This is a genomic window from Paraburkholderia sp. BR10936, from assembly GCF_040965735.1.
Taxonomy (GTDB): Bacteria; Pseudomonadota; Gammaproteobacteria; order Burkholderiales; family Burkholderiaceae; genus Paraburkholderia; species Paraburkholderia nodosa_A.
In genome coordinates this window covers 235,362-259,222 of the sequence record NZ_JBFRCM010000010.1, presented here as the reverse complement: position 1 = coordinate 259,222, position 23,861 = coordinate 235,362, and the positions used below count along the sequence as shown (strand labels likewise).

Genomic DNA, 23,861 nt, shown 5'->3' with positions numbered 1-23,861 from the left:
CAGTTGCCCGCTGCGTGGGACGCCATACGGCTCGCGGCTTTGGCTTGCCGTATTCTTTTTGGGTAAGATGAAGAATACAAGCAAGCTGGAGTCCAACATGTCCCTCGCCGCTGAAACAGCGCAGTCGTCCACGCCTTCCGCCTCCCTTCCCGCCTCGCTTGCCTGGGTCACCCGTCTGGTTTCGATGGATACGGTCAGCCGCCATCCGAATCTCGGCCTGATCGAGACCGTGCGCGACGATCTGCGCGCGCGCGGCATCGAATCGACGCTCACCTATGGCCGCGACGGCAAATGGGCCAACCTGTTCGCCACGATCCCCGCGCACAACGGCGAAACGAACGGCGGCATCGTGCTCTCCGGGCACACCGACGTGGTGCCCGTGGACGGCCAGAAATGGGACAGCGACCCATTCAAGCCCGAGATTCGCGACGGGCTGCTCTATGGCCGCGGCACCTGCGACATGAAGGGTTTCATCGGCGCGGCGCTCACGCTCCTGCCTGAGATCCAGCAGACGAAGCTTGCCAAGCCCTTGCACCTCGCGCTCTCGTTCGACGAGGAAGTAGGCTGCGTAGGCGCGCCGCTCATGATCGAAGAACTCGTGAAGCGCGGCGTGAAGCCTGAAGGCTGCATCGTGGGCGAGCCCACGAGCATGCGCCCCATCGTCGCGCACAAGGGTATCAACGCGTACCAGTGCTGCGTGCGCGGGCAGGCCGCTCATTCGTCGCTCACGCCGCGCGGCCTGAACGCGATCGAGTACGCGGCGCGCCTCATCTGCTACATCCGCGACATGGCCGACGAGTTCCGCGCGAACGGTCCGTTCGACGAGCTTTACGACGTGCCGTTCACGACCGCGCAGACGAGCACGATCGAAGGCGGCAACGCGATCAACACGGTGCCCGCCGAATGCCGCTTCGCGTTCGAGTTCCGCAATCTGCCGACGCTCGATCCCGACACGATCTTCGCGCGCATCGAGCAGTACGCGCGCGAAACGCTCGTGCCGAAGATGCAGCGCGAGCACGCGGTGGGCGCAATCGAGTTCACGAAGATCGCCGCCGCCCCCGGCCTCGACGCCACCGAGCAGGCCGCGATCACGCAGCTCGTGCGCGCGCTCACTGCCGATCAGGCGCGACGCAAGGTGGCCTATGGCACCGAGGCGGGCCTGTTCGCACGCGCGGGCATTCCGAGCGTGGTGTGCGGCCCCGGCGACATCCAGCAGGCGCATAAGCCGAACGAATACGTCTCGCTCGAACAGCTCGCGGCCTGCGAAGGTTTCCTGCGCAAGCTCGTGCACGGCATGTCCGTCGAAGCCCTCGCACAGTAACCACGTCGGACGCGCTCCATCATGTCCACCGCCGCGCCGCTGCCCACCAGTCACACGATCGACGGTGAGGCGATCCCCACGCTCGACGAGATCGCCTCGCAGCATTTCGCGCTCGCGCCGTGGGTGCTGCGCACGCCGGTATTCGACCGCCACGATCTGTCCACGCTCGAAGCGACACTCGTGAACTTCAAGTTCGAGCTGCTGCAGTCGAGCGGCACCTTCAAGGTGCGCGGCGCATTCACGCATCTGCTCGCCCTCGACGCCGCGCAACGCAGCGCGGGCGTCACGTGCGTTTCGGGCGGCAATCACGCAATTGCAGTGGCGTACGCGGCGATGCGCCTTGGCATCAGCGCGAAGGTCGTGCTCTTTCGCTCCGCGAGCGCGGCACGCGTCGCGCAGTGCAAGCGCTTTGGCGCAGAAATCGTCGTGGCGGGCAACAGCAGCGAGGCGTTCGAGATCGTGCGCCGTATCGAGACCGACGAGGGACGCTATTTCGTGCATCCCTTCAACGGCTATCGCACGGTGCTCGGCACGGCCACGCTCGGCTACGAATGGGCCACCCAGGCGCCCGATCTCGACGCGGTCGTCGTGCCCATCGGCGGCGGCGGGCTCGCAGCGGGCGTCGCCACCGCGCTGCGGCTCGCGAATCCCCGCGTGCACGTGTATGGCGTCGAGCCCGAGGGCGCGGACGTGATGGCGCGCAGCTTCGCCGCGAACCATACGGTGCGCCTGACCCACATGCACTCGATCGCCGACTCGCTCATGGCGCCGCATGCGGAGCAATACAGCTATACGCTGTGCCGCCGTCATCTCGAGCGCGTCGTTACGGTCTCCGACGACGCCTTGCGCAGCGCGATGCGCGTGCTCTTCGAGCAACTCAAACTCGCCGTCGAGCCTGCTTGCGCCACCGCCACGGCGGGCTTGCTCGGGCCGCTGCGCGACACGCTGCAAGGCAAACGCGTCGGCGTGCTGCTGTGTGGCACCAACACCGATCCAGCGACCTTTCACCAGCAGATCTCGCTTGCGCGCTAACTCAGCGCACGCGCGGTGGGCACGCCGCATGCGTTCGCCGGGACTCCGTCGCCGGTCCCCGTCAAAAGGTCAGGGAATGTCAAATTGCTACCGCGATACGGATGCGTTCGCTATGATTGCGCCAATACGCCGTATTGACCCCAGCCCCGTGCTGCACCATTCAGGGAGAGCCCGCTCATGAGCATCGTCCAGGAGTTCAAGGAATTCGCCGTCAAAGGCAACGTGATGGATCTCGCCGTCGGTGTGATCATCGGCGGTGCGTTCTCGAGCATTGTCAACTCGATCGTGAAAGACCTCATCATGCCGGTCATCGGCGTGATCACGGGCGGCCTCGACTTCTCGAACATGTTCGTTCGGCTCGGCCATATTCCGGCCAGCTACAAAGGCAACCCCGAGTCGTACAAGGATCTGCAGACCGCGGGCGTGGCCGTGTTCGGCTATGGCTCGTTCATTACCGCGGTGATCAACTTCGTCATTCTCGCGTTCATCATCTTTCTGATGGTGAAGTTCATCAACAAGCTGCGCCAGCCGCAAGCCGCCGCGCCCGCCGAGCCGCCGCCCACGCCGGAAGACGTGCTGCTGCTGCGCGAGATCCGCGATTCGTTGCAGAACAATCCGCGCTAAGCCCGCACGAGCGCCCAGACAAAAGCCCGCGCCGCCGCAAGGTCGCGCGGGCTTTTTTGTGCCCGGATCGAGACAGCGTCAGGGACGAGGCGCGGCGGAATCGGACTCGGCCGCCGCGCTGCGCGCCGCTGCGGCCTCTTCAATGAGCCGTTCGAGCTGCTCGAAGTTGACGGGCTTCGTGAGGTGCGCGGTAAAGCCCGCTTCCACGCTGCGTCGCACGTCGTCGTCGGTGCCGAAGCCGGTGAGCGCAACGGCGGGCGCCGTTGATTGCGCACGAAACGCCCGGATGAAGTCGATGCCCGAGCCATCCGGCAGGCCGATATCGCTCACCACGAGGTCAAAGGCCATGCTGGCCGTGAGCGCGAGCGCGCCGGCCACGCTGCCCGCCACCGCCACCTCGTGGCCGCCCGCGCGCATCAGTTGCGACATGACCTCGGCGGTGTCCTCGTGATCTTCGATCAACAGGATGTTCATCGCGCCCACCGGGTGCCGCCCGCGCAGCTCGGCGGTCGCGGCCGCCCCTTCGCCTCGCGCCGCAGTCGGCAGCACGATCGTGAAGGTCGCGCCACAATGCGCGCCGGGGCTCTTCGCGCTCACGTTACCGCCGTGCGCCTCGGTCAGCGCCCGCGTCACGGCAAGGCCTAGACCGAGTCCGCCGAATTGGCGCGTGAGATTGTGGCTGCCTTGCTCGAAGGCATGAAAGAGCTTGCCGATTTGCTCGGGCGCAATGCCGATGCCCGTATCCTCGACCTCGATCTCTACCTGCATGCGCTCGTCGCGCGTGCGCACGTAGATGTGGCCCCCGTCTGGCGTGAACTTCGCGGCGTTGCGCACGAGGTTCCAGAGCATCTGCTGCAGGCGCGCACGGTCGCCGCGCACGTAATGCTGCTGCGCGCGCAGATCGACGTGGACGTCCTGCTGTTTGATCTGGATTTCGCTATGGAAGAGCTCGAGCACGGCCTCGATCACCTCGTGGACATCGACGGTCTCGAGCGCAAGGCTCAGCTTGCCGTTGGCCACGCGGGTGAGATCGAGCAGGTCGTCGATCAGACGCGCCTCGAGCTCGATATTGCGGCGGATCATCAGCACGCCCGCGCGCGCCGCATCGGGCAGGCCCGGGATCTGCTCCAGCAGACGCGTGCCCGCGAGCACCGGCGTGAGCGGCGTGCGCAGCTCGTGCGAAAGCATGGCGAGGAAGCGGTCTTTCGCGCGGTTGGCTTCTTCAGCGGTCTGCCGCGCGGCCTGCTCCGAGGCGAGCAGGCGCTCGCGCTCCTGGGTCGCTTCACGCTGTGCGTCGATGTCGGTGCAACTGCCGAACCATTTGTTCACGCCGCCGCGCGGGTCGCGCATCGGAACGATTCGGACATCGAACCATCGATAAGCGCCATCGTGGCGGCGAATCCGCAATTCGTGGCGATAATCGGCGGCGCCGCTGCTCACGGCCTTGAGCCAGGTGTGGCGAATCTCTTCGCGGTCGTCGGCATGCACGGCGTCGAGCCAAGCGAGACCGTGTGACTGGCCCGCGTCGAGACCCGTGTAGTCGAGCCACTGCTTCGAGACGAAGTCGCAATTGCCGTCCGCGCCGCAGGTGAGCACGAGGTGCGGCAAGGCTTCGGAGAGCGTGCGATAGTGCTCTTCGCGGTCGCGCAGGAGCAGCGCTTCGTCGGAGGCGCGCTGCAGCGCGACCTGCGATAGCACGCGCGCGACGGCTTCAGGCAGATAGTCGAGGTAGTCACCCGATTTCGGCACCACGTCCGAGACGCCCGCGCGCAACGCGGCGATCACGCGGGACTCGTCGGTGAAACCGGTCACGAGAATGGCCGGCACGCGCACGTCGTCGGCACGCAGACGGCGGAAGAAGTCAAGGCCCGTTTCCGCGCCGTCGAGCTGATAGTCGAGCACCAGCACGTCGGGCGTTTGCACGGCGAGCAGCGCGCGCGCCTCCCCGACACCTGTGCAGGTGTCCACGCGCGCCCCGGCGCGCAGCAGCGATTTGCGTGCGAGGCGCAGGATGCCTTCGTCGTCGTCGACGACGAGCACGCGCGCGCCGTCCAGCATCGTGGGTTCCTCAGTCATGCGCGAAGCGTCCCTTCGGGCACGGGTCCGGTTTGCCGCCGTTCTTGCCGCCGTTGTTCCATTCGATTGCCAATGCGTGATGAATCCATGCTTGATGCATGCGTAGTGCGTTATCGGGCGCCGCCCGGCCGGGGCTGAACGAAGCGATGTCCCGGCGGCAGCTTGACGACCTGGAGAAAGAAGCCGAGCCGGCGAACGGCCTCGATGAACGCGTCATATTCGACCGGTTTCGTGATGTACACGTTGCAACCGAGCTCATAGCAGCGTTCGATTTCGCGCGGGTCGTCGGTGGTCGTGAGCACGATCACCGGCACCGACGCCGTGGCGGACTCCGCTTTCAGGCGCCGCAGCACTTCGAAGCCGTCCACACGTGGCATACGCAGGTCGAGCAGCACGACAAAATTGCCGAGTGTGTCGCGCGACGGCCAGTTCGCGTGCGCAGCCGGGTGATCGCCCGGGGTGCCGAAAAAATAATCGAGCGCCTCCTGGCCGTCGCGAAAGCGCAGAAAACCGTTCGAGATCCCCGAACGCCGCAGGTTACGCTCGACCAGCGTGGCGTGCCCGTCGTCGTCTTCGATCAGCACGATGCTGACCTGTTCCCCGTTCGTCATCTCGACTCTCCTACGACCTGCATGAATTTTTTAAGGCTTGTTGAAAGCTTGCCGCGCAGCGGGCCAGGATACCCGCTATGTGGTACGCAACGGCTGGTCCGGCAGCGCGACGAAGAACGTCGAGCCCGCGCCCTCAGTCGATTCGACCCAGACGCGCCCGCCATGCCGCTCCGCAATCCGCCTGGCGAGCGCGAGGCCGGTGCCCTGCCCGGGCGATTCTCCGCCGTGCAGCCGCTGAAAGGCGCGGAACAGCTTCGGCAGATACGCCTGCGCGATACCGACGCCATTGTCGCGCACAAAATAAGTCCGCGTACGTTCGCCAGGCGCTCCGCCCGCTGATTTTCCGGGGTCCTTTCCCGCGCTTTTGCCGGGTTCGCCGGCGGATTGCGCGCCGGCCTCCAGCGCGCCTATCTCGACCCGGCCCGGGCGCGCGGTATCGAGATGCTGCAGCGCGTTCTCGATGAGGTTGCCGAAGATCTGCTCGAGCGCGGCGGGATCGCCCCACGCGGGCGGCAACTCGCCCACTTCGATACGCGCGGCCTTCGTGCGTTCCTCGGCGAGGCCACCGAGCACGCGCTCGACGAGCCGCGCGACGTTGACGCGCTGCCAGCGGTATTCGAGGCGTCCGGCGCGCGAGATGCGCAGCAGCGCGTCGATGATGGCCGCCGCGCGCGCCACCGCCTGACGCAGGTATTTCAGCGATTCGTCGACATCGCCGTCGAGCACTTCGGCCATCGCGCGATATTCGTGTTCGGGCAGCCCCGCCGCCTCGACCTGCGTGCGCAAGTCGTCGCACGATACCTGCAGCTCCTTCGAAAAACCCTGCAGGTTCACGAGCGGCGAGCGCAAATCGTGCGACACGCTGTAGATGAACATCTCGTTGTCCTGACTCTCCTGGCGCAAATGCTCGTTGGCGCTCGCGAGATCCGCGGCGCGCGCCTGCAGCTGCGCCTTCAGCGCGGTCTGTTCGCGCTCGGCCACGCGCAGACGCGCGCTGGTCTGATGCAGCACCGCATCGAGCGCCGCGATTTCATCGTCGCCGGAGAGCGGCGGCGCGAGCGGCGCCCCATCGCCCAGACGCTCGGCGTTCGCGCCGAGCGCGGCGAGGCGCGCACCCACGTTGCGCGCAAACGCCATAGCCGTGAACGCCCAGATCAGCATCGAGCCCACCACGGCGAAAATCAGCGCGTCCTGCTGGCGCTCGCGCGTCTCGCGCAGCATCGCCGCGCGGGCCTCGTCGAGCCGCGTCTCCTCGGCGATGAACTCGCCCAGCACCTCGCGCACCGTCTCGATCTCGGGCGGCATGCCGTTGGCCGCCGCGCGCGCAAACGGCGCGCTATGCCCCGTGCGCAGCGCATCGGCGATATCACCCGCTTCCTTGCGCCATGCATAGGCGGCGTCGCGCATGCGCTCGACGCGCGCGAGCTGGGGCGGATTGTCGGCGACCATGCGCGCGAGCAGCGTGATGCGATCGGAGAACTCGGTCCAGACGGCGTGACGATCGATGAAGGAAGGGTCTTCGAGCACGATGCCGGTGCGCACGCGCGCGGCTTCGCGCAGCAACGGGTCGACGAGACTGTTGGCTTGCCAAAGGATTTGCTGCGTGTTCTCGGCGCGTTTGGCCGCGAGCGCGGCCTTTCCCTGTGTGTCGAACACGACGCCGAGCAGCGCCAGTTCGACGATGCTCGGAATCGCGATCAGCAAGAGCCCCTTGGCGAAGAGTTTCATGTCGGTCCGGTTCGGTGGCGGGTCCGGGCGGCGCGCCGTGCTTTTCGCCATGCTTTTTGCAATGCGTTTTGCAAGTACTCGCGCCGAGTGCGCCCTCGCGATGCCAGTTGGCTGAGGGCGCCCTGGGGCAACCGCGGGCACCAGAACCGCAACATTATCTGCGCGATTTTTCAGGATGACAATGTATGTGGCACCCCACACCTCCCGTCGTGGAAAACCCGCTTTTTTGCGGCAATTCGCCACACCGAGCGCACACACAGGTCTATTATTGAGACGGAGACAAGCGAGAGAGCGCCGGGATATCTACATGAGCGCGACGTGCGATCCGGCATGGCGTTTGCGAACGCGATGAGGGTTTTGAAACAGGGGCAGCAAACCGCGCCGCGCAGGCCGGATCGCTTCAGGCGGTCCGCGCGCCGTCAAAGCGGACCGTCCCCATCTCTATCCTCATGAACACTGCAAATCCGTGTGCTATAAAGGATCGACGTGCGGCGCACCAGTCCGGGAGTGGTCGCATGGGAACGCTGCGTGTACTGCAATCCACCTTTTTCAGGCGAATTTTTATGTCCTTCCCGAAAAAGCGCAAACGCGTCAAGGCAGACGGCGATGAGTCATTTCTCGCCGTGCTGAGTCATTTCAAACCGTTCGGCCAACTCGATACCAAGATCGCGCGTGCGCGCGCGCAGGACGAGCCCGTGCTCTATGCGCATATCCTGCCGGGGCTCGACGTGCTCCTGTGCAGCGTGCGCGGTGCGCAGCCGCCCTATCCGGGCACGAGCGAGTTGCGCAAGCGCTGCATCGAATCGATCGCTCACGCGCTCGAGCAGCCGATCGAAGGCCTCGAAAACGGCGGTTACTGGTACGAGGCGGACGGCTTCGGCTTTCTGGTGTTCGCGAGCCGCGCGCGCGGCCGGGTCCTGCCCGAGTTCGGCGCAGCGCGTCCGACCATGACCACACGGCGCGTGACGCGCCGCCAGGACGCCGCCGGCGACACTGCACCGCGCTCGTTGCGCTAGGGCGCGCTTCCAACGAAGTTCACCATGCCACTGCGCCGGTCGATTGACCCGGCGCAGTGGTTTTCCGCCTAAGCCTCCTGAGTCAGCTTCCCTTGTAGAGCGGCTCCTGCCCTTGCGTCGGCTTACCCGCCGAGGCGGGCGACGGCGCGTTGCGCGTGGCCGGCCCCGCTTTCGCGCCCTTGTCACCCTTATCGCCCTTATCGCCCTTATCAGCCTTGCCGGCCTTGTCAGTCGCCGCAGCGGCGCTCGCGCCCGTGCCGGCGCTGCCGAGGTCGGGCTTCGGCAGCGCGTGCATTTTCTGGCCCGGCGGCGGCGCCACGGGATGCTGATGCATCTGCGCGAACAGCGTGTCGCACGGCAGCGGCTTGTTGTTGCTCGGTGCGATGAGCGGAATCAGTGCAGCGAACGGGTTGATCAGCCCGAGCCCGATCATCGCCCCGCCGCGCAGCGCAAGCGCCGTCGCATCCACGCCCACGTGCGGGTTCTTGAAGGTGCCCTTCACGTAGAGCGGCGAGCGCAGCGTGAAAACGCGAAAGCCCTTGGTATGCGGATGGACCTTCATGTTCATCGACTCGTCGCGCAGATCGATCGGGCCGTCGATGTCGATCACGGCGTCGTCGGTGTCGAGCGCGAACACGCGCGGATCGAGCACGCCGTTGGTGGCGACGAAATCGGCCGCGGCGCAGTTGATTTTCACGTCGCGCGAGCCGAACAGCTTTTCGTAGACCACGTTCGCCACGTTCAGGCCCGCCGCCTCCATGAGCAGCATACTGATCGTGCCCTGCGTGACGAGCAGCTTCACCTCGCCGTTCGAGGTCGCAGCGAGCGCCGCCGGCGAGTTGCCGGTCGCCGTGAGCGAGGCGTCGCCGTTGATCTCGCCGAGCGCCGACTGCATCGTCTTGAAGTTCGGGAAAAGCTGTTTGAGCTTCAGGTGGCGCACCTCCAGCGTGCCGCGCGCCTTGAGCGGCGCGCCGCCGCCGTCCAGGTTCAGCCGCGTGCCGAACGTGCCGCCTGCCACGCCGAACTGCAGCGGGTCGAGCACGAGCACGCCGTTCGTCATCATGACGTGCGTGTAGAGATCCTGAACCGGCAGGCTGCCCTGCTTGATGATGCGCCGGCCCGTGAACTTGACGTCGGCGTCGATGGCGTTCCAGCGGTCGGTGCGGAACGGCTCGACCGGAATCACGCGATCGGCCGGTTGGGTCACGGTGTCGCCGCGCTTTTCCTTGCTCGCTTTGCTGTCGGCGCCGATGATCGGCGCGAGATCCGAGAACTGCAGCAGGTTCGACACTAGCTGACCGGACAAAAACGGCCGTGGCGTGCGTTGTTCGTAGACCACCGTGCCGTTCAGATCGCTGCCGCCGACGCGGCCCGTGAAGTTCTCATAGCGGAACACGCTCGCACCGCGCTTGAAATTGCCGACGAAGCGGCCTTCGGTGGCATACGGCGGCGTTTCGGGCAACGTCACGCCGGTGAGGTTGTAGAGATGCGCCAGGCTTTGCCCCTGCAGCCACAGGCGCAGATCGACGGCGGCCAGATGCATCGGGTCGGTGACCGTGCCGACCAGCGCGATGTGCATGTCGCCCACGCGCACGTCGGCCTGGATCGGGAACGGACGCTTCGCGTCCTGCAGGGCGAGCACGCCGCCGAGTTTGCCATCGCCCGAAAGCGCCGTCTTGCCATACGTGCCCTTGATCGTCCAGCCGATCGCGTAAAACGGCTGTTTCACGGGCGGCTGCGCGGGCGCCGCGCCCGAGCCCACCACAGCGCCGCTGGCGCCGCTCGCGGCGAGCGACTGGGAGCCGGCTGCGGGCGCGCTTGTTGCGCTCGACGTACCCGTGGTTGCGCCGGCAACACTCGCGGCCGCCGGCACGCCCGAAGCCGCCGCTCCGCTCGCCTCGCTGGCCGCGCTGGCGGCCGCCGCCTCCGAAGCCTGCTCCTTGTTGACCTGCTGGGTCAGCCGGTTCGCGCCCGCACGTCCGATGACCTGCTCGGAGCCCCGGCGCGACGCCGCTGCCTGCTCCTCCATCACCTTGCCGATCGGGATGCCGTGGCCGAGCAGGCTCACCCCGATCTTCACGTCGGTTTTCGTCTGCTGGTCGCTCACGGCGATATTGCCGCTCGCGAACGTGATGTCGTGCAGGTCGAGCCGCCACGTCGACGGCCCGCTCGAGGCGGGCAGCTTGAAGGTCCAGTTGTTGCGCCCGTCGACGAGGCGCTCGACGTCGATCGACGGATTCACGAGATTGATCGCCGGAATCACGATGTCGTGCGCGAGCAGCGGCAGCACGGCCACCTCGAAGTCGATCTCGTCGATCGTGGCGAACTGCGGGGACCTGGTCCACTCGGGATTGGCAATCTGGATCTGCGTGGCGGAAAAACGCGGCCAGGGCACCCACGCGCGCCAGCCCGTTTCGCCGGGCGGCCGCTGCCAGCCTACCTTGAGGTCGCCTTCGATTGCGAACGGCCGCCCAATGGCCTCGGTGACCTTCTCGTTCACGTAGGGTTTGGCGTGGTTCCAGTCGAATGTCAGGATGAAAACGACGAGCACGACAATCAACACGACGACAACCGCGGCGAGCCATGCGATGATCCTGGCGAGCGTGCGGCCAAGGCGGAAAGGCTTGGGCTGCGATGACGTCATGCGTACTCCACGTTATGCGTTGTTGTATGGCCTGCTATGTTGCAATACCGCAAGAGCAGTCAGCGTGCCCGGTTACATCGGCATGTCTGCCTCGCACGATCTGTATGCCGACCCTGTTTGCAATCTTTCGATGCTCAAGCACAACCCGCTTCCCCCGCCCAAAACTGATGGCGCGCCGCTCGTCGAGGCGCACCGGGTCGCCCGGCGCGATGCGCAACGCGGCCAGTGGCTGCTGCAGCCCACCGATTTCGCCCTGCGGGCGGGCGAGCGCGCCGTGCTGACGGGACCGTCCGGCTCCGGCAAGAGCGTGTTCCTGCGCGCGCTCGCGCTGCTCGACCCGCTCGACGGCGGCGACGTGCGCTGGCATGGCGAACCGGTCACGCGCGGGCGCATTGTCCACTATCGGCGGCATATTGCGTACCTGCGGCAGCGGCCCGCGCTGCTGGACGGCAGCGTCGAGGACAATCTGCGCTACCCCTATACGCTAGCGGTATACCGCGACGCGCGATTCGACCCGGCACGCGTCGGCGCGCTCTTCGCCGCCACCGGCCGTTCCAGCGACTTCCTCGCGCGCGACACCTCCGAGCTTTCGGGCGGCGAAGCGCAGATCGTGGCGCTCGTGCGCGTGCTCCAGCTCGACCCCGAAGCGCTGCTGCTCGACGAGCCGACCGCGTCTCTCGACCCCGAATCGGCGCGCGCCGTCGAAGCACTCGTCGCGGGCTGGTTCGACGAAGCGCGCACGGCGCGCGCCACGGTCTGGGTCTCGCACGATCCCGCCCAGGCACAGCGCGTAGGCGCGCGGCATCTGGCGATGCGTGCAGGTGTGCTCGAAGAACCCGCCACGCGCGCGGCATTCACACAGGGAGCCGCACAATGAGCCCGGGCGTGCTGCAGAACCTCGGCATCGGCGACGTCGCCATTGCGGCGCTGCTCGTGTTCGTCAACGGCGCGGTCTCCGTGCTGCTCAAGCTCGATCTCGAACGCAAGCTGGCGTGGGCTGCCGTGCGCACCGTCGTGCAGCTGCTTGCGATCGGCTACGTGCTCGGCTGGGTGTTCGCGTTCAACCGCTGGTACGTCGTGCTGCCGCTCATGGCACTCATGACGCTGATCGCGGGCTTCGCAGGGGCGCAGCGCGGCGCGCGCACCTATGGCGGGCAACGTGCGGACAGCATCGTGTCGATCTGGGTGAGCGCGTGGCTCGTCGCGGCGGTCGGGCTGTTCGTGGTGATCCGCATCCGGCCGTGGTACGAGCCGCAATATGCGATTCCGATCCTAGGCATGATTCTCGGCAACACGCTGACAGGGGTGTCGCTCGGCGTGGAGCGCATGATGCAGGAGCTGACCGCGCGGCGCGATCGTGTGGAGAGCGCGCTCGCACTCGGCGCGACACGCTGGGAAGCCGCGCAGGCGAGCGCCCGCGAGGCCGTGCGCGCCGGCATGATTCCGACGCTCAACCAGATGGCCGTGGTCGGCGTGGTGAGCCTGCCCGGCATGATGACGGGCCAGGTGCTCGCGGGGCAATCGCCGCTACAGGCCGTGCGCTATCAGATCGTGATCATGTTCCTGATCGCGGCTTCGTCGGCACTCGGCACGGTGGGCGCGGTGCTGCTCGCGTACCGGCGCCTCTTCTCGCCCCAGCATCGCTTTCTCGCTGCGCGGCTCATCGAGCGCAAGGCACGCGCTTAACGCCGGGGCGCCGTGCGCGGCCGGCGCGCGTTGTGCGCCTCGCCGGCCATCCCGCGCTCAAGGCGCGCCCTAGCGCTGCGCCGAGATGGTGATCTGCGTGCCGTCGCCGAGCTTGAGCGTCTTCGCGGTGCCATTGGTCGGCATCGTAAGGTGGGCGACTTCGCTATGCGCGACCACGGCGGGGCACGTGATCGAAGCGCCGTTGCTCGACACCGATTGCGTGCCGTGCGGCGCCTGGGCGCGGAAGCTCACCTGCACGGTGGCCGTGCCATTGCTCGCGACGATTGGCGCAAGACGCAACTGGGTCTGCCGGACCATCGCGCCGTTCGCGTCGAGCGGCAACGAAGCGTAGTCCGGGCAGCCTTGCGGCGTCGCGACCGCGCCGCCCGGCGGCGTGGTCCGCCAGGTGAAGTCGTCGGTATCGCCTGAACGCAGCGTGCGGGTCTCCTGGGCGTCGCCGAACGCCTTCGACGCGACCCGAACCGTATAGCGGATCGGCCCGTCGGTTGCGGCCTTCGAGGTGACCGTGATCGGCGTGGCCGCGAGTGCCGGCAGCGCGATCGCGCAGGAAGCGGCGAGGACAAACTGGACGAGCGCCGCGTGGCGGCGGCGAGTATGGCGGGAGCTGCGGCAAGGCATGCGTCACCTCCTGGCGGGAACGGCCGCGCCCGCGAGCGAAAAGCGGCGTACGCAACGAACGCGGCGAGCCGCGAAAACGCGAGGTACGACGCTCCGCTCCCGTGCGGCGGATGGTCTGTTAGCAGTCTAGCGCGCTGCGCGCCGCCTTGCGCCGAGCACATGCATCGAGCGGACCAGGTTTTATCCTGCTTGTCATCGCGAGCGATTTGCTTGCCGTGCGACGACGCGCGGCTGGCGCCGGGCGTCGTCTGCATCGCCGACTCGCCATGCATACACGGCACGCGCCAACCCTCACCTGGTGCCGCTACTTGCCGGCGGTTTCGAGACCCAGCGTCAGTTCCGCCGTCAACGTCTGGCGCACGCGCCCATAGGCGGCCCAGGGGTCGGCTTGCCCGATCTGCGCGAGGCGCGCGTCGATCGTCGCAAGCGTCCATTGCGCGCCGCCCGTCGTCGCCTCCAGTTCGTCCCAGCCGATCGGCACGGACACGCCCAGGCCCGGCCGCGCCCGTACGCCATACGCGAGCGCCGTGCTCGCCCCGCGCGCATTGCGCAGATAGTCGACGAAAATCTTCTTCTTGCGGTGTTCGGGGCCCATGGTGGCCGTGATCTGCGTGGGCCAGACGGAGGCCAGATGCTGCGCAATCGCACGGGCGAACGCCTTCGCGTCGTCCCAGCCCGCCTCCGGCGTGAGCGGCACGACGATATGCAGCCCCTTGCCGCCACTCGTCTTGCAAAACGATTCCAGCCTGAGTTCCGCAAGCAAGGCGCGCGTGGACTGCGCCGCCTCGATCATGCGGTCCCAGCCCACTGCCGGATCGGGGTCGAGGTCGAACACGACCCGATCCGGCCGCTCGATGTCGTGGACGCAGGCGTTCCACGTGTGCAGCTCGATGACATCCATCTGCGCGGCGCTGATCAGCGCTCGCGCCGTATCGATCGTGAGCAGCGGCGGATGGCCCGGGTCGAGCCCTTCGTGTTCGCTGAGTTCGGGCAGCGGGGCGCGAGCGCGATGGCGCTGAAAGAACATCTCGCCGCTCAAGCCGCGTGGTGCGCGCACGAGCGACACGGGGCGATCGCGCAGATGCGGCAGGATCCAGCGCGCGGCGCGCTCGTAGTAGCGGACGAGTTCGAGCTTGTGCGTGCCGCTGTCCGCATCGATGACGCGCCTTGCGCTCGTGATGCGTATGCCGTCGATTTCGCTGTCGGCCGAGTCGTCGCGCCGGGGCCGTGCGCTACGAGGCAAGCGGTGCACGGACGCGCCAGGCGTGGCCGGTGCGGCGGCGTCCGATGTCGGGGCCCGCTCGCCGCGCGGCGTTCGGGCAGATGTCGTGGTTGGGGCCTTGCGAGCGTCCTGCATACCGGTTCCCCTGGCGCCTTGGCGCACATGACGCATCGCGCGACGCGAGTCGCGACACGTTCGGTTGACGGCACGCGGCGGCCGCCCCCGTCGGATCGCCGCACGAACTTTCATTGTGCCTCGAATGGGCGCTTTCGTCGCTGTAAGGTGTTCGCAAACGCACGCCAAAAACAGGGAAGCATCCGCCAGGCGCGCCAACGCGACGGGCGGCGCAGGCGACCGCAGCGGTCGGCGGGACGTTACAATGACGGGCTTTGCCGCGCATTGCAGGGAGCACTGCGAGGTCTTGCACGCACACGCGCGACTGCGCCCTTATTCATCCGATCGATCCGACGACGCCGCGCGTCGGCTTTGCCCGTCCTGCCATGAACCTCGTCATCCAGAGTCCCGCCCCGCTCGACACCGTCCATCACAAGCCGCTCCTCGGCCTCGCCCGCGGCAGCCGCCTCGCGCCGATCGACGCCCACGCGCTGCGCATCGAGAACGCCGAGCCGGCCCAGCGCGCCGACCTCGAGGTCTACTGCGGCACGCATCAGCTCGACTATGCGTTCGTCGACGCCGGCCGCACGCTCGCCGATTTCGGCCTGCTGGCAATGGACATGGACTCGACGCTCATTACGATCGAATGCATCGACGAAATCGCCGACTTCTGCGGTCTGAAGGCCGAGGTCGCGGCGATTACCGAAGCGTCGATGCGCGGCGAGATCAAGGACTTCAACGAAAGCCTCACACGCCGCGTGGCGCTTCTCGAGGGGCTCGACGCGAGCGCGCTGGAGCGCGTGTACGAGGAACGCCTGCAGCTCTCGCCGGGCGCCGAGCCGATGCTCGCGGGCGCGAAGGCCGCGGGGCTGAAGACGCTACTGGTTTCCGGCGGCTTCACGTTCTTCACCGAGCGCCTGAAAGCGCGTCTCGGGCTCGACTACACGCGCGCGAATACGCTAGAGATCGTCGACGGCAAGCTCACGGGTCGCGTGACGGGCGAGATCGTCAACGCTGACGTGAAGGCGCGTACGCTCGTCGAAGCCTGTGCCGAAATCGGCATCGACCCGCGCCGCGCAATCGCGATGGGTGACGGCTCGAACGACCTCAAGATGATGGGCGTGGCCGGTTTGTCGGTCGCGTTCCGCGCCAAGCCCGTGGTACGCGAGGCGGCGAGCGTCGCGTTCAACTTCGTCGGGCTCGACGGCTTGCTGCGTCTGTTCTGATTCGGGTTTCGCGGCAGGCAGATACGCCAACGGCCCCTCGTGTCCTTGTGGACGCGAGCGGCCGTTGTGGCTTTATGCAGGTTATTCAGGCGTGCTTGTTTTTTCCGCGAGCCTGGCCAGCGAGCGCTCGATATCGGCGCGCAGATCGGCTTCGTCTTCGAGGCCGATGTAGAAACGCACCAGCGTGCCGCGATGCGGCCAGCTCTCGGCCGTGCGCATCGAACCGACGTCGTACGGCATTGCCAGGCTATGCGCCCCGCCCCAGCTCCAGCCCAACGCGAAGAGTTCGAGCGACTCGCAGAACGTGTCGATCTGCGCCGCGCTATAGCGCTCGTCGAACACCACGGAAAAGAGACCGCCCGCGCCCGTGAAGTCGCGCTTGTAGAACTCGTGACCCGGGCAGTCTTCGAACGCCGGATGCAGCATCACCGCGATTTCGGGGCGCGTCTTGAGCCAGCTCGCGAGTCCGAGCGCGGTGCGGTCGTGCGCCTCGAAGCGCGCCTTCATGCTCGGCAGCGCGCGCAGCACGAGCGAGCAGTCGTCGACCGAGACGCCGATGCCAAGCCGCATGCGCGCGGCCTTCAGCTTGAGATAGAGATCGCGGTCGGCCGTGATGGTCGCGCCCATCAGCACGTCGCTGCCACCCGATTGATACTTCGTGAGCGCCTGCACCGAGATGTCGATGCCGTGCTCGAACGGCCTGAAAGCGAGGCCCGCCGACCACGTATTGTCGATGGCCGTCACGACGTTGCGTGCGCGCGCCGCCGCGGTGATCGCGCGCACGTCGGGCACTTCCATCGTCACCGAGCCGGGCGCTTCCAGCCAGATCAGCTTCGTGTTCGGCTGGATCAGCTCAGCGATGCCCGCGCCGATCATCGGATCGTAATAGCGTGCCGTAAGGCCGAAGTCTCGCGCGAGCCAATCGCCGTGGTCGCGGTTCGGCGAATAGACGTTATCGGGAATCAGCACATCGTCCCCCGACTTCAGCAGTCCGAAGTAGACGTTCGAGATGGCCGAGAGGCCCGAGGGTTGCAGCAGCGCATGCTCGCCGCCTTCGATCTCGGCGATGCGCTTTTGCAGCATGGCCGAGGTGGGCGTGGCGTGCAGGCCGTAACGCCATTGCGCGTCGTTGCGCCAGTCGAGCGCGCGAACCGAAGCGAGGTCGGGAAACACCACGGTCGACGCCCGCGTGACTGGCGCGGCGAACGACTCGAAGCCGGGCGTGAGGTCGTCTTGCGGATGAACGATGCGCGTCTGCAATGCGCGGCTGGAGTCGGATTTGGTCATGTCGGAGCGTATTCGGTTGAGGCGCGATGACGTTGCGGCGCGCGGCTTGCGCGATGGCGCGCGCAACGCCGCATACCGAAGAGTAACACCCGCAGCGGCGCTTACTGCCCGAGGATGAGATTGCTCACGCCGTTCACGGCATGTGCGCCGTTCGACGTCGACGCGCTCGCGCTCGCCGCGCCGGTCGAGACGGCCGGAGCCGCGGCGCCCGCCGCGAGCGGCTTCAGATCGAACGGCACCGGATGGGAATCGTCCGGGTCCATGCGGTCGCCCGAAAGCGAGCCGTCCTCGGCGAACGTGCCCACCCAGTTGCCGGTGATATGCGTGCCGTCGTCCGAGTCTTCGGCTTCGAGCGTCGCGTCCGCACGATCGCCGGCGATCAGGATCACCTCGCCGGTGTCCGTGAACTGGTATTCGCCATGCACGCCGGTCGGGTCGTCGTCGCCGGCCTTTGCACCAAGGCGCATGACGATCTGGCGCTTGCCGAGCGTGCCGACGTATTGCGGCAGCTTCGCGAACTCGGGGTTCGGCTTGAGCGTGGATTTGACCGGCGGCTGCGTGCCTGCGTCCTGCGCGTGCGCCGCGATCGGCAGCGCGAGGACCATGGCCGCTGCGGCCACGGCCACGATCCAGCCGCGCGCCTTGCTGGCGCTGCGCTGTCGGGCGGCCGCGCGCGGCGGCCGCTCTGCTTGCGTCAATCCTTCCATCTGCATCCTTCCTTCACTTGCGCAGCGGCCTTGCGCGAGCCGCGAGCCGCGCGTCACGAGTCGGCGTCAAATCCGTTCGAAGATGGCCGCAATACCCTGGCCGCCGCCGATGCACATCGTCACGAGCGCGTAGCGGCCGCCGATACGCTGCAGTTCATAAAGCGCCTTCACGGTGATGAGCGCACCGGTCGCACCGATCGGATGGCCGAGCGAGATGCCCGAGCCGTTCGGATTGACCTTGGCCGGGTCGAGCCCGAGCTCCTGCGACACCGCACAGGCCTGCGCCGCAAAGGCTTCGTTGGCTTCGATCACGTCGAGGTCGCTGACCTCGAGACCCGCGCGCTCGAGCGCCTTCTGCGTGGCCGGCACGGGGCCGATGCCCATGTACGCCGGATCGACGCCCGCGTGCGCGTACGAGACGAGGCGCGCGAGCGGCTTCACGCCGCGCGCGCGGGCAGCGTCCGCGCTCATCAGCAGCACCGCGGCGGCCGCGTCGTTGATGCCCGACGCGTTGCCCGCCGTCACCGTGCCGCTCTCCTTCGCGAACACGGGCTTGAGCTTCGAGAAGTCCTCGAGCGTCGCGCCATGGCGCACGTGCTCGTCGGCATCGAAGAGCACTTCGCCCTTCTTCGACTTGATCGAGATGGGCAGGATCTGATCCTTGAAGCGGCCTTCGACGACCGCACGCTCGGCGCGGCGATGCGATTCGAGCGCGAGCGCGTCCTGCGCCTCGCGCGTGATGCCGAACTTCTTCGCGACGTTTTCCGCCGTCACGCCCATGTGGATCGTCTGGAACGGGTCGTGCAGCGCGCCGGTCATCATGTCGACGAGCTGCGTGTCGCCCATGCGCTGGCCGAAACGGGCGGCCGGCATCGAGTACGGCGCGCGGCTCATGTTTTCCGCGCCGCCGCCGATCGCGATATCGGCGTCGCCGAGCAGAATGGTTTGCGCCGCCGAAACGATCGCCTGCAGGCCGGAGCCGCACAGGCGGTTCACGGTCAAGGCCGGCGCGTGCTGCGCAACGCCGCCGTTGATGGCGGCCACGCGCGCGAGGTACATGTCCTTGGGCTCCGTGTGCACGACGTTGCCGAACACCACGTGACCCACCGCGTCGCCTTCCACGTTCGCGCGCGAGAGCACTTCGCGCACCACGCGCGCGCCGAGATCCGTCGGCGAGAAGTCCTTCAGGCTACCGCCGAAGTCGCCGATTGCCGTGCGCACGCCACTTGCCACCACTACTTCGCGTTCCATAGTCTTGCTCCTCGTCTTCCTGGATGGATGAATCTTGTTATTCGTGTGCTGCGCTTTCAGGTAGATTTGCCAGCAAACGCTCGACATCCTGGCGATACGGGATTGGCGCAACCGCGCCGAAGCCGAGCGTCGAAAGCGCGGCGGCCGCGTTCGCATAGCGCGCCGCCGCGAACGGATCATCGCCGGCTGCGAGCCGCGCGACGAATGCGCCGCCGAAGCAGTCGCCAGCGCCCGTGGCATCCACGGCCGCGACCACGTGGCCCGGCACGACGCGCCGTTCGTCGGGCGTCGCCACATAGGCGCCGTCCTTGCCCAGCTTCAACGCGACCACTCGGGCGCCGCGCGCGAGCAGGTAATCGAGGATCGCGTCGCGATCGTCGAGGCCTGTGAGCACCGCCACGTCGTCCCAGCTGGGCAGGCAGATATCGGTGAGGCGCAGCACCTCGTTCATCACGGCGCGGGCGCGCGCGAGCGGCCACAGTTTCAGGCGCAGGTTGGTGTCGAAGCTCACGCGCACGCCGTTGGCGCGGGCATGCTCGACGGCGGCGAGTGCCGCGTCGCAGGCGCTATCGCTGATCGCCACGCTGATGCCGGAAAGATGCAGCACACGCGCAGCCGCGATGATGTCGAGCGGCAAATCGCGCGGTGTGTAACGGCTCGCGGCCGAACCCTTGCGCAGATAGTCGAAGGCATGGCCGGCCGGGCCGTGCGAGACGAAGTAGACGCCCGTAGGCGCCGTGGCGTCCACCCGCACCGTCGAGGTGTCGACGCCTTCCCGCGTCCACAGGTCGGTCAGGAGGCGTCCGAAATGATCGTCGCCGACGGCCGAGACGAAACCCGTGCGTGCGCCCTGGCGAGCCGCCGCGATGGCGAAGTTCGACGTGTCGCCGCCAAAGCCCTGCAAATACTCGGGGCGGTCTTTCGACGCCTGGTTGAACTCGACCATGGCCTCGCCATAAGCGAGGACTTGCGGAGCGACGCTCGTCATGCCCCTCAGACCTCGCCCCAGAGATCGTGGCCATCCGCGCCGGTGATCTTCACCGAAACGAAGTCGCCGACCTTGTAGCGCTTCGATGCCTTGGTCGCCGGCGCGACATACACCACGCCGTCGATCTCGGGCGCATCCGCCGCAGTGCGGCCAATGCCGCCGTCGACGTTGATCTCGTCGATCAGCACCTTGAGGGTCTTGCCCACCTTGCGCTGGATGCGCTTGGCCGAGACCTGCTCCGCCACTTCCATGAAGCGCGCGCGGCGTTCCTCGCGCACGTCGTCGGGCAGCGCGCCGTCGAGCTCGTTCGCCGTTGCGCCTTCGACCGGCGAATAGGCGAAGCAGCCCACGCGGTCGAGTTCGGCCTCGCGGATGAAGTCGAGCAGCGTTTCGAACTGCGCTTCGGTCTCGCCGGGGAAGCCGGCGATGAACGTGCTGCGGATCGTGAGATCGGGGCACATTTCGCGCCAGGCCTTCACGCGCTCCATGACCTTCTCCGCGTTCGCGGGACGCTTCATGCGCTTGAGCACCTCGGGATGCGCGTGCTGGAACGGCACATCGAGATACGGCAGCACGTGGCCCTTGAACGGGCCTTCGGCCATCATCGGAATCACTTCGTCCACGCTCGGATACGGGTAGACGTAGTGCAGGCGCACCCAGGCGCCATATTGCGCAGCCAGCTCGCCCAATGCCGCGACGAGGTCGGTCATGCGCGTCTTGATCGGTTTGCCGTTCCAGAAGCCGGTGCGGTACTTCACGTCCACGCCGTAAGCACTCGTGTCCTGCGAAATGACGAGCAGCTCCTTCACACCGGACTTGAAGAGGTTTTCCGCTTCGAGCATGACCTCGGCGACCGGGCGCGACACGAGGTCGCCGCGCATCGACGGGATGATGCAGAACGTGCAGCGGTGGTTGCAGCCTTCGGAGATCTTCAGGTACGCGTAATGGCGCGGCGTGAGCTTGATGCCCGCCGCCGGCACGAGGTCGACGAACGGATCGTGCGGTTTGGGCAGGTGGCTGTGCACGGCCTGCATGACTTCGCCCACGGCGTGCGGGCCGGTCACGGCAAGCACCTTCGGATGCACTTCCTCGATCAGGTTCGAGCCGCTCGCGCTCGCCTTCTTGCCGAGACACCCGGTGACGATCACCTTGCCGTTTTCGGAAAGCGCTTCGCCGATGGCGTCGAGACTCTCCTGCACCGCTTCGTCGATGAAGCCGCAGGTGTTGACGACCACGAGATCCGCGCCGTCGTAGGACCCCGAGATTTCGTACCCCTCGGCGCGCAGCTGGGTAATGATCTGCTCGGAGTCGACAAGCGCCTTCGGGCAGCCGAGGGAAACCATCCCGACGCGCGGAGCAGGATTGCGGGAGGTCGTTGATTCAACAGGGTTTTTCACGTGTACGTCCGGATGTGGGGCGCAGGGCGAAGGTAGCGCCGCGCGGGGTCAAGCCAATCCGCCATTTTACCCGTTTGGCGTATCGTGCGGCGCAGCATGGTGGATGCGCGCGTTGTGGCGCCGGGGTCGGATTGAATATGGACGGAATCAAACTTCGTTTAGCTATCGCTCGCCTGTGAACTGCGCATCCGGATATTTTTCGCCGAGTGCGCCTCGAGCACGGACAACGCAACCTGGACCGTTGCGCGGAGAGAACGAAAACATGAACGAGAAAATGGAACTGTTTCAGCCTGAACTACTAAAGCCGGCGCGCGAGTTGAAAGCATGCCGCCGTGCCTCGAGTGGCGCATTGCGCGTCACGGGCCACAAGCCCACCGCCGCCGCGCTCGCGCGTGCGGGGGCCGGCCTCTCGCAAAGCGCGTTCGCGGCACTGCTGGGCGTTTCCACGCGCACGCTGCAGGACTGGGAGCAAGGCCGCCGCAAGCCGACCGGCGCCGCGCAAACCCTCTTGCGGGTGGCCGTGGCGCACCCTGAAGCGTTGCGCGACCTGCAAAGCGCTTGATGGCAAATGAGGGCGGCGGCATTGCACCCGCGCCAGCCGCCTCGCAAAGCGAAGCACAGCGCTCGCGCGGCAACGCGCCGCCACGGCGCGCCGGGTAAGCGACAGCGCACCGCGACCTGGCGGCGCGCGCCACCCGCCGTGTGCGCCGCGCCGCTTACTTCTTCTCTTCTTCGCCACCTTCAGGCGCGCCCTGTGCCGGCGCCGCCGCGCCGCCCGGCGTCACGGGCTTGAACGGGAAGCTGCTGAACATGTTCTTCGCCTGGTTCTGCATCTGCTCCTGCATCTGCACGAACATGTTCTTCGACTGCTCGATGTAGCTCGTCATCATGCCTTGCATCATCGGCGCCTGCATGTTCATGAACTGCGACCAGACTTCGGGATTCATCGCGTTGCCTTCGTAAAGGCTCTTCGACTGGTCCGCGAGCTTGTTCTGGATGTCGATGAACGCCTGGATGTTCTTTTCCAGGTAAGTGCCCATCATGCCCTGCATCGCATGTCCATAGAAACGGATGATCTGCGACAGCATCGATGACGAGAACATCGGCAGACCGCCGCTTTCCTCTTCGAGAATGATCTGCAGCAGGATGCTGCGCGTCAGATCCTCGTTGGTCTTCGCGTCGATGACCTTGAACTCCTCCTGCTCCAGCACGAGTTGCTTCACGTCCGTCAACGTGATGTACGTGCTCGTCTCCGTGTCGTACAGCCGACGATTCGGATATTTCTTGATGAGACGTTCGGCGGTTTTCTTTGTAGTCGTCATGTGTCGCCCTTGTTAGCGCCAACGCGCGGCGGCCATTGCCGTCGCGCGTTGGTCTAGCCCGGAAACGGCCTGCCCCGGTGAGCAAACAGGCCCGCTGCCGTCCTCGATCCCAGCTTCGCGCGTCCCCTGCAGGCGCGCTGCGCTCGGGATCAGCCCATGTGCAACCCGCCATTCAGCGAGAAGTCAGCACCGGTTGCGAAGCCTGACTCGTCGGACGCGAGCCACGCCACGATCGACGCGATTTCCTCCGGCGCGCCGAGACGGCGCACGGGAATCGTCGCGACGATCTTTTCCAGCACGTCGGGACGGATGGACTTCACCATGTCCGTGCCGATATAGCCCGGCGAAACGGTGTTGACCGTCACGCCCTTGGTCGCCACTTCCTGGGCCAGCGCCATCGTGAAGCCGTGAATGCCGGCCTTGGCCGTGGAATAGTTGGTCTGCCCGAACTGGCCCTTTTGGCCGTTCACCGACGAAATGTTGATGATGCGGCCCCAGCCGCGCTCGACCATGCCGTCGATCACCTGCTTCGTGACGTTGAAGAGGCTCGTGAGATTGGTGTCGATCACGGCCGTCCAGTCTTCACGCGTCATCTTGCGGAAGACGACGTCGCGCGTAATACCGGCGTTGTTCACGAGCACGTCGATTTCACCGACCTCGGCCTTGACCTTGTCGAACGCCTGGCGCGTCGAATCCCAGTCGCCCACGTTGCCTTCCGAGGCCACGAAGTCGAAACCGAGCGCCTTCTGGTCTTCCAGCCACTTCGCGCGGCGCGGCGAATGCGGGCCGCAGCCTGCGACCACCTTGAAACCCTGCTTGGCGAGGCGCTGGCAAATGCCCGTGCCGATGCCGCCCATCCCGCCCGTTACATACGCAATACGCTCTGACATAAACCACACTCCATTATCGTTTTCCGGCTGCGCCGTTCGCGGTTATTGGTCACCCCGCTGGTCACAAGCGCCGCAGCGGA

21 protein-coding genes are annotated in these 23,861 nt (G+C 66.6%); 8 read left to right on the top strand and 13 right to left on the bottom strand.

What is annotated here, in order from left to right; genetic code table 11:
* The first annotated feature begins 97 nt into the window (after nucleotides 1–97).
* From argE to mscL, 3 genes are all read left to right on the top strand, one after another.
* Nucleotides 98–1,321, top strand: a complete 1,224-nt coding sequence (gene argE / locus AB4Y36_RS22085; RefSeq protein WP_368616234.1) for an acetylornithine deacetylase — start codon at nucleotides 98–100, stop codon at nucleotides 1,319–1,321.
* Nucleotides 1,322–1,342: 21 nt separating this feature from the next.
* Nucleotides 1,343–2,353: a threonine/serine dehydratase gene (locus AB4Y36_RS22080; RefSeq protein ID WP_069268108.1), complete on the top strand. Its 1,011-nt coding sequence runs from the start codon at nucleotides 1,343–1,345 to the stop codon at nucleotides 2,351–2,353.
* A 177-nt stretch (nucleotides 2,354–2,530) separates the two neighbouring features.
* Complete coding sequence (gene mscL / locus AB4Y36_RS22075) at nucleotides 2,531–2,977, top strand: large conductance mechanosensitive channel protein MscL (RefSeq protein ID WP_069268109.1); 447 nt, start codon at nucleotides 2,531–2,533, stop codon at nucleotides 2,975–2,977.
* 78 nt (nucleotides 2,978–3,055) lie between these two features.
* On the opposite strand, the gene AB4Y36_RS22070 is transcribed toward mscL, so the two are convergent.
* The 3 genes from AB4Y36_RS22070 to AB4Y36_RS22060 form a co-directional block, all read right to left on the bottom strand.
* On the bottom strand, nucleotides 3,056–5,053 hold the full coding sequence (locus tag AB4Y36_RS22070) for a response regulator (protein WP_368684053.1): 1,998 nt from the start codon (nucleotides 5,051–5,053) through the stop codon (nucleotides 3,056–3,058).
* Between the two features lie 110 nt (nucleotides 5,054–5,163).
* The gene (locus tag AB4Y36_RS22065; protein WP_342945710.1) at nucleotides 5,164–5,664 is read right to left on the bottom strand and encodes a response regulator; all 501 of its coding nucleotides are present in this window, start codon (nucleotides 5,662–5,664) and stop codon (nucleotides 5,164–5,166) included.
* A 75-nt stretch (nucleotides 5,665–5,739) separates the two neighbouring features.
* Nucleotides 5,740–7,392: an ATP-binding protein gene (locus AB4Y36_RS22060; protein ID WP_368616233.1), complete on the bottom strand. Its 1,653-nt coding sequence runs from the start codon at nucleotides 7,390–7,392 to the stop codon at nucleotides 5,740–5,742.
* A 515-nt stretch (nucleotides 7,393–7,907) separates the two neighbouring features.
* Here AB4Y36_RS22060 and AB4Y36_RS22055 point away from each other — a divergent pair.
* Nucleotides 7,908–8,408: a hypothetical protein gene (locus AB4Y36_RS22055; RefSeq protein ID WP_028206958.1), complete on the top strand. Its 501-nt coding sequence runs from the start codon at nucleotides 7,908–7,910 to the stop codon at nucleotides 8,406–8,408.
* An 82-nt stretch (nucleotides 8,409–8,490) separates the two neighbouring features.
* Here the strand turns inward: AB4Y36_RS22055 and AB4Y36_RS22050 are convergent, their stop codons facing one another.
* Nucleotides 8,491–11,052 (bottom strand): AsmA family protein, encoded by a 2,562-nt coding sequence (locus tag AB4Y36_RS22050; RefSeq protein WP_368684052.1) that lies wholly within the window; start codon nucleotides 11,050–11,052, stop codon nucleotides 8,491–8,493.
* A gap of 130 nt (nucleotides 11,053–11,182) precedes the next feature.
* Here AB4Y36_RS22050 and AB4Y36_RS22045 point away from each other — a divergent pair, with 130 nt between their 5' ends.
* Together AB4Y36_RS22045 and fetB are read left to right on the top strand one after the other, a co-directional pair.
* Complete coding sequence (locus tag AB4Y36_RS22045; RefSeq protein ID WP_368684088.1) at nucleotides 11,183–11,929, top strand: ATP-binding cassette domain-containing protein; 747 nt, start codon at nucleotides 11,183–11,185, stop codon at nucleotides 11,927–11,929.
* Nucleotides 11,926–12,738, top strand: a complete 813-nt coding sequence (gene fetB, locus AB4Y36_RS22040) for an iron export ABC transporter permease subunit FetB (RefSeq protein ID WP_069268113.1) — start codon at nucleotides 11,926–11,928, stop codon at nucleotides 12,736–12,738. Before AB4Y36_RS22045 ends, fetB begins: the two co-directional genes overlap by 4 nt.
* A gap of 69 nt (nucleotides 12,739–12,807) precedes the next feature.
* On the opposite strand, the gene AB4Y36_RS22035 is transcribed toward fetB, so the two are convergent.
* The gene (locus tag AB4Y36_RS22035; protein WP_069268114.1) at nucleotides 12,808–13,377 is read right to left on the bottom strand and encodes a DUF6013 family protein; all 570 of its coding nucleotides are present in this window, start codon (nucleotides 13,375–13,377) and stop codon (nucleotides 12,808–12,810) included.
* A 304-nt stretch (nucleotides 13,378–13,681) separates the two neighbouring features.
* Nucleotides 13,682–14,629 carry a non-homologous end-joining DNA ligase gene (ligD, locus tag AB4Y36_RS22030; RefSeq protein ID WP_368684051.1) on the bottom strand — a complete coding sequence of 316 codons (948 nt, stop codon included), beginning with the start codon at nucleotides 14,627–14,629 and terminating at the stop codon, nucleotides 13,682–13,684.
* Between the two features lie 470 nt (nucleotides 14,630–15,099).
* Here ligD and serB point away from each other — a divergent pair, with 470 nt between their 5' ends.
* Nucleotides 15,100–15,939 carry a phosphoserine phosphatase SerB gene (serB, locus tag AB4Y36_RS22025; RefSeq protein WP_368616230.1) on the top strand — a complete coding sequence of 280 codons (840 nt, stop codon included), beginning with the start codon at nucleotides 15,100–15,102 and terminating at the stop codon, nucleotides 15,937–15,939.
* A gap of 81 nt (nucleotides 15,940–16,020) precedes the next feature.
* Here serB and AB4Y36_RS22020 read toward each other — a convergent pair whose 3' ends face one another.
* The 5 genes from AB4Y36_RS22020 to rimO all read right to left on the bottom strand — a co-directional run bounded on the left by AB4Y36_RS22020 (nucleotide 16,021) and on the right by rimO (nucleotide 21,515).
* Nucleotides 16,021–17,226, bottom strand: coding sequence for a cystathionine beta-lyase (locus AB4Y36_RS22020; protein ID WP_069268117.1), 1,206 nt, complete (start codon nucleotides 17,224–17,226; stop codon nucleotides 16,021–16,023).
* A 101-nt stretch (nucleotides 17,227–17,327) separates the two neighbouring features.
* Nucleotides 17,328–17,933, bottom strand: coding sequence for a hypothetical protein (locus tag AB4Y36_RS22015; RefSeq protein WP_368684050.1), 606 nt, complete (start codon nucleotides 17,931–17,933; stop codon nucleotides 17,328–17,330).
* 66 nt (nucleotides 17,934–17,999) lie between these two features.
* Nucleotides 18,000–19,184, bottom strand: coding sequence for a beta-ketothiolase BktB (gene bktB / locus AB4Y36_RS22010; protein WP_368616228.1), 1,185 nt, complete (start codon nucleotides 19,182–19,184; stop codon nucleotides 18,000–18,002).
* Between the two features lie 37 nt (nucleotides 19,185–19,221).
* Nucleotides 19,222–20,172 carry a sugar kinase gene (locus AB4Y36_RS22005; protein ID WP_069268120.1) on the bottom strand — a complete coding sequence of 317 codons (951 nt, stop codon included), beginning with the start codon at nucleotides 20,170–20,172 and terminating at the stop codon, nucleotides 19,222–19,224.
* A 5-nt stretch (nucleotides 20,173–20,177) separates the two neighbouring features.
* Entirely contained in the window at nucleotides 20,178–21,515 is a 1,338-nt protein-coding gene (rimO, locus tag AB4Y36_RS22000; protein WP_254314045.1) for a 30S ribosomal protein S12 methylthiotransferase RimO, read from the bottom strand.
* Nucleotides 21,516–21,831: 316 nt separating this feature from the next.
* On the opposite strand from rimO, the gene AB4Y36_RS21995 reads away from it, so the two are divergent.
* Complete coding sequence (locus AB4Y36_RS21995; protein ID WP_069268122.1) at nucleotides 21,832–22,131, top strand: DNA-binding transcriptional regulator; 300 nt, start codon at nucleotides 21,832–21,834, stop codon at nucleotides 22,129–22,131.
* 154 nt (nucleotides 22,132–22,285) lie between these two features.
* Here the strand turns inward: AB4Y36_RS21995 and phaR are convergent, their stop codons facing one another.
* Nucleotides 22,286–22,891, bottom strand: coding sequence for a polyhydroxyalkanoate synthesis repressor PhaR (gene phaR, locus AB4Y36_RS21990; protein ID WP_133186007.1), 606 nt, complete (start codon nucleotides 22,889–22,891; stop codon nucleotides 22,286–22,288).
* 149 nt (nucleotides 22,892–23,040) lie between these two features.
* Entirely contained in the window at nucleotides 23,041–23,781 is a 741-nt protein-coding gene (locus tag AB4Y36_RS21985) for a 3-ketoacyl-ACP reductase (protein ID WP_069268124.1), read from the bottom strand.
* Between the last annotated feature and the right edge of the window lie 80 nt (nucleotides 23,782–23,861).

What these genes read in the sequence shown, in the direction of transcription:
- AB4Y36_RS22055 (WP_028206958.1), top strand. Translation starts at nt 7,908, where the DNA reads ATGGGAACGCTGCGTGTACTGCAATCCACCTTTTTCAGGCGAATTTTT.
- serB (WP_368616230.1), top strand. Translation starts at nt 15,100, where the DNA reads ATGAACCTCGTCATCCAGAGTCCCGCCCCGCTCGACACCGTCCATCAC.
- mscL (WP_069268109.1), top strand. Translation starts at nt 2,531, where the DNA reads ATGAGCATCGTCCAGGAGTTCAAGGAATTCGCCGTCAAAGGCAACGTG.
- AB4Y36_RS22045 (WP_368684088.1), top strand. Translation starts at nt 11,183, where the DNA reads ATGCTCAAGCACAACCCGCTTCCCCCGCCCAAAACTGATGGCGCGCCG.
- fetB (WP_069268113.1), top strand. Translation starts at nt 11,926, where the DNA reads ATGAGCCCGGGCGTGCTGCAGAACCTCGGCATCGGCGACGTCGCCATT.
- AB4Y36_RS22080 (WP_069268108.1), top strand. Translation starts at nt 1,343, where the DNA reads ATGTCCACCGCCGCGCCGCTGCCCACCAGTCACACGATCGACGGTGAG.
- phaR (WP_133186007.1), bottom strand. Translation starts at nt 22,891, where the DNA reads ATGACGACTACAAAGAAAACCGCCGAACGTCTCATCAAGAAATATCCG.
- AB4Y36_RS22060 (WP_368616233.1), bottom strand. Translation starts at nt 7,392, where the DNA reads ATGAAACTCTTCGCCAAGGGGCTCTTGCTGATCGCGATTCCGAGCATC.
- AB4Y36_RS22065 (WP_342945710.1), bottom strand. Translation starts at nt 5,664, where the DNA reads ATGACGAACGGGGAACAGGTCAGCATCGTGCTGATCGAAGACGACGAC.
- argE (WP_368616234.1), top strand. Translation starts at nt 98, where the DNA reads ATGTCCCTCGCCGCTGAAACAGCGCAGTCGTCCACGCCTTCCGCCTCC.
- AB4Y36_RS22020 (WP_069268117.1), bottom strand. Translation starts at nt 17,226, where the DNA reads ATGACCAAATCCGACTCCAGCCGCGCATTGCAGACGCGCATCGTTCAT.
- AB4Y36_RS22070 (WP_368684053.1), bottom strand. Translation starts at nt 5,053, where the DNA reads ATGACTGAGGAACCCACGATGCTGGACGGCGCGCGCGTGCTCGTCGTC.
- AB4Y36_RS22005 (WP_069268120.1), bottom strand. Translation starts at nt 20,172, where the DNA reads ATGACGAGCGTCGCTCCGCAAGTCCTCGCTTATGGCGAGGCCATGGTC.
- AB4Y36_RS21985 (WP_069268124.1), bottom strand. Translation starts at nt 23,781, where the DNA reads ATGTCAGAGCGTATTGCGTATGTAACGGGCGGGATGGGCGGCATCGGC.
- AB4Y36_RS22015 (WP_368684050.1), bottom strand. Translation starts at nt 17,933, where the DNA reads ATGGAAGGATTGACGCAAGCAGAGCGGCCGCCGCGCGCGGCCGCCCGA.
- AB4Y36_RS21995 (WP_069268122.1), top strand. Translation starts at nt 21,832, where the DNA reads ATGAACGAGAAAATGGAACTGTTTCAGCCTGAACTACTAAAGCCGGCG.
- AB4Y36_RS22050 (WP_368684052.1), bottom strand. Translation starts at nt 11,052, where the DNA reads ATGACGTCATCGCAGCCCAAGCCTTTCCGCCTTGGCCGCACGCTCGCC.
- AB4Y36_RS22035 (WP_069268114.1), bottom strand. Translation starts at nt 13,377, where the DNA reads ATGCCTTGCCGCAGCTCCCGCCATACTCGCCGCCGCCACGCGGCGCTC.
- rimO (WP_254314045.1), bottom strand. Translation starts at nt 21,515, where the DNA reads ATGGTTTCCCTCGGCTGCCCGAAGGCGCTTGTCGACTCCGAGCAGATC.
- bktB (WP_368616228.1), bottom strand. Translation starts at nt 19,184, where the DNA reads ATGGAACGCGAAGTAGTGGTGGCAAGTGGCGTGCGCACGGCAATCGGC.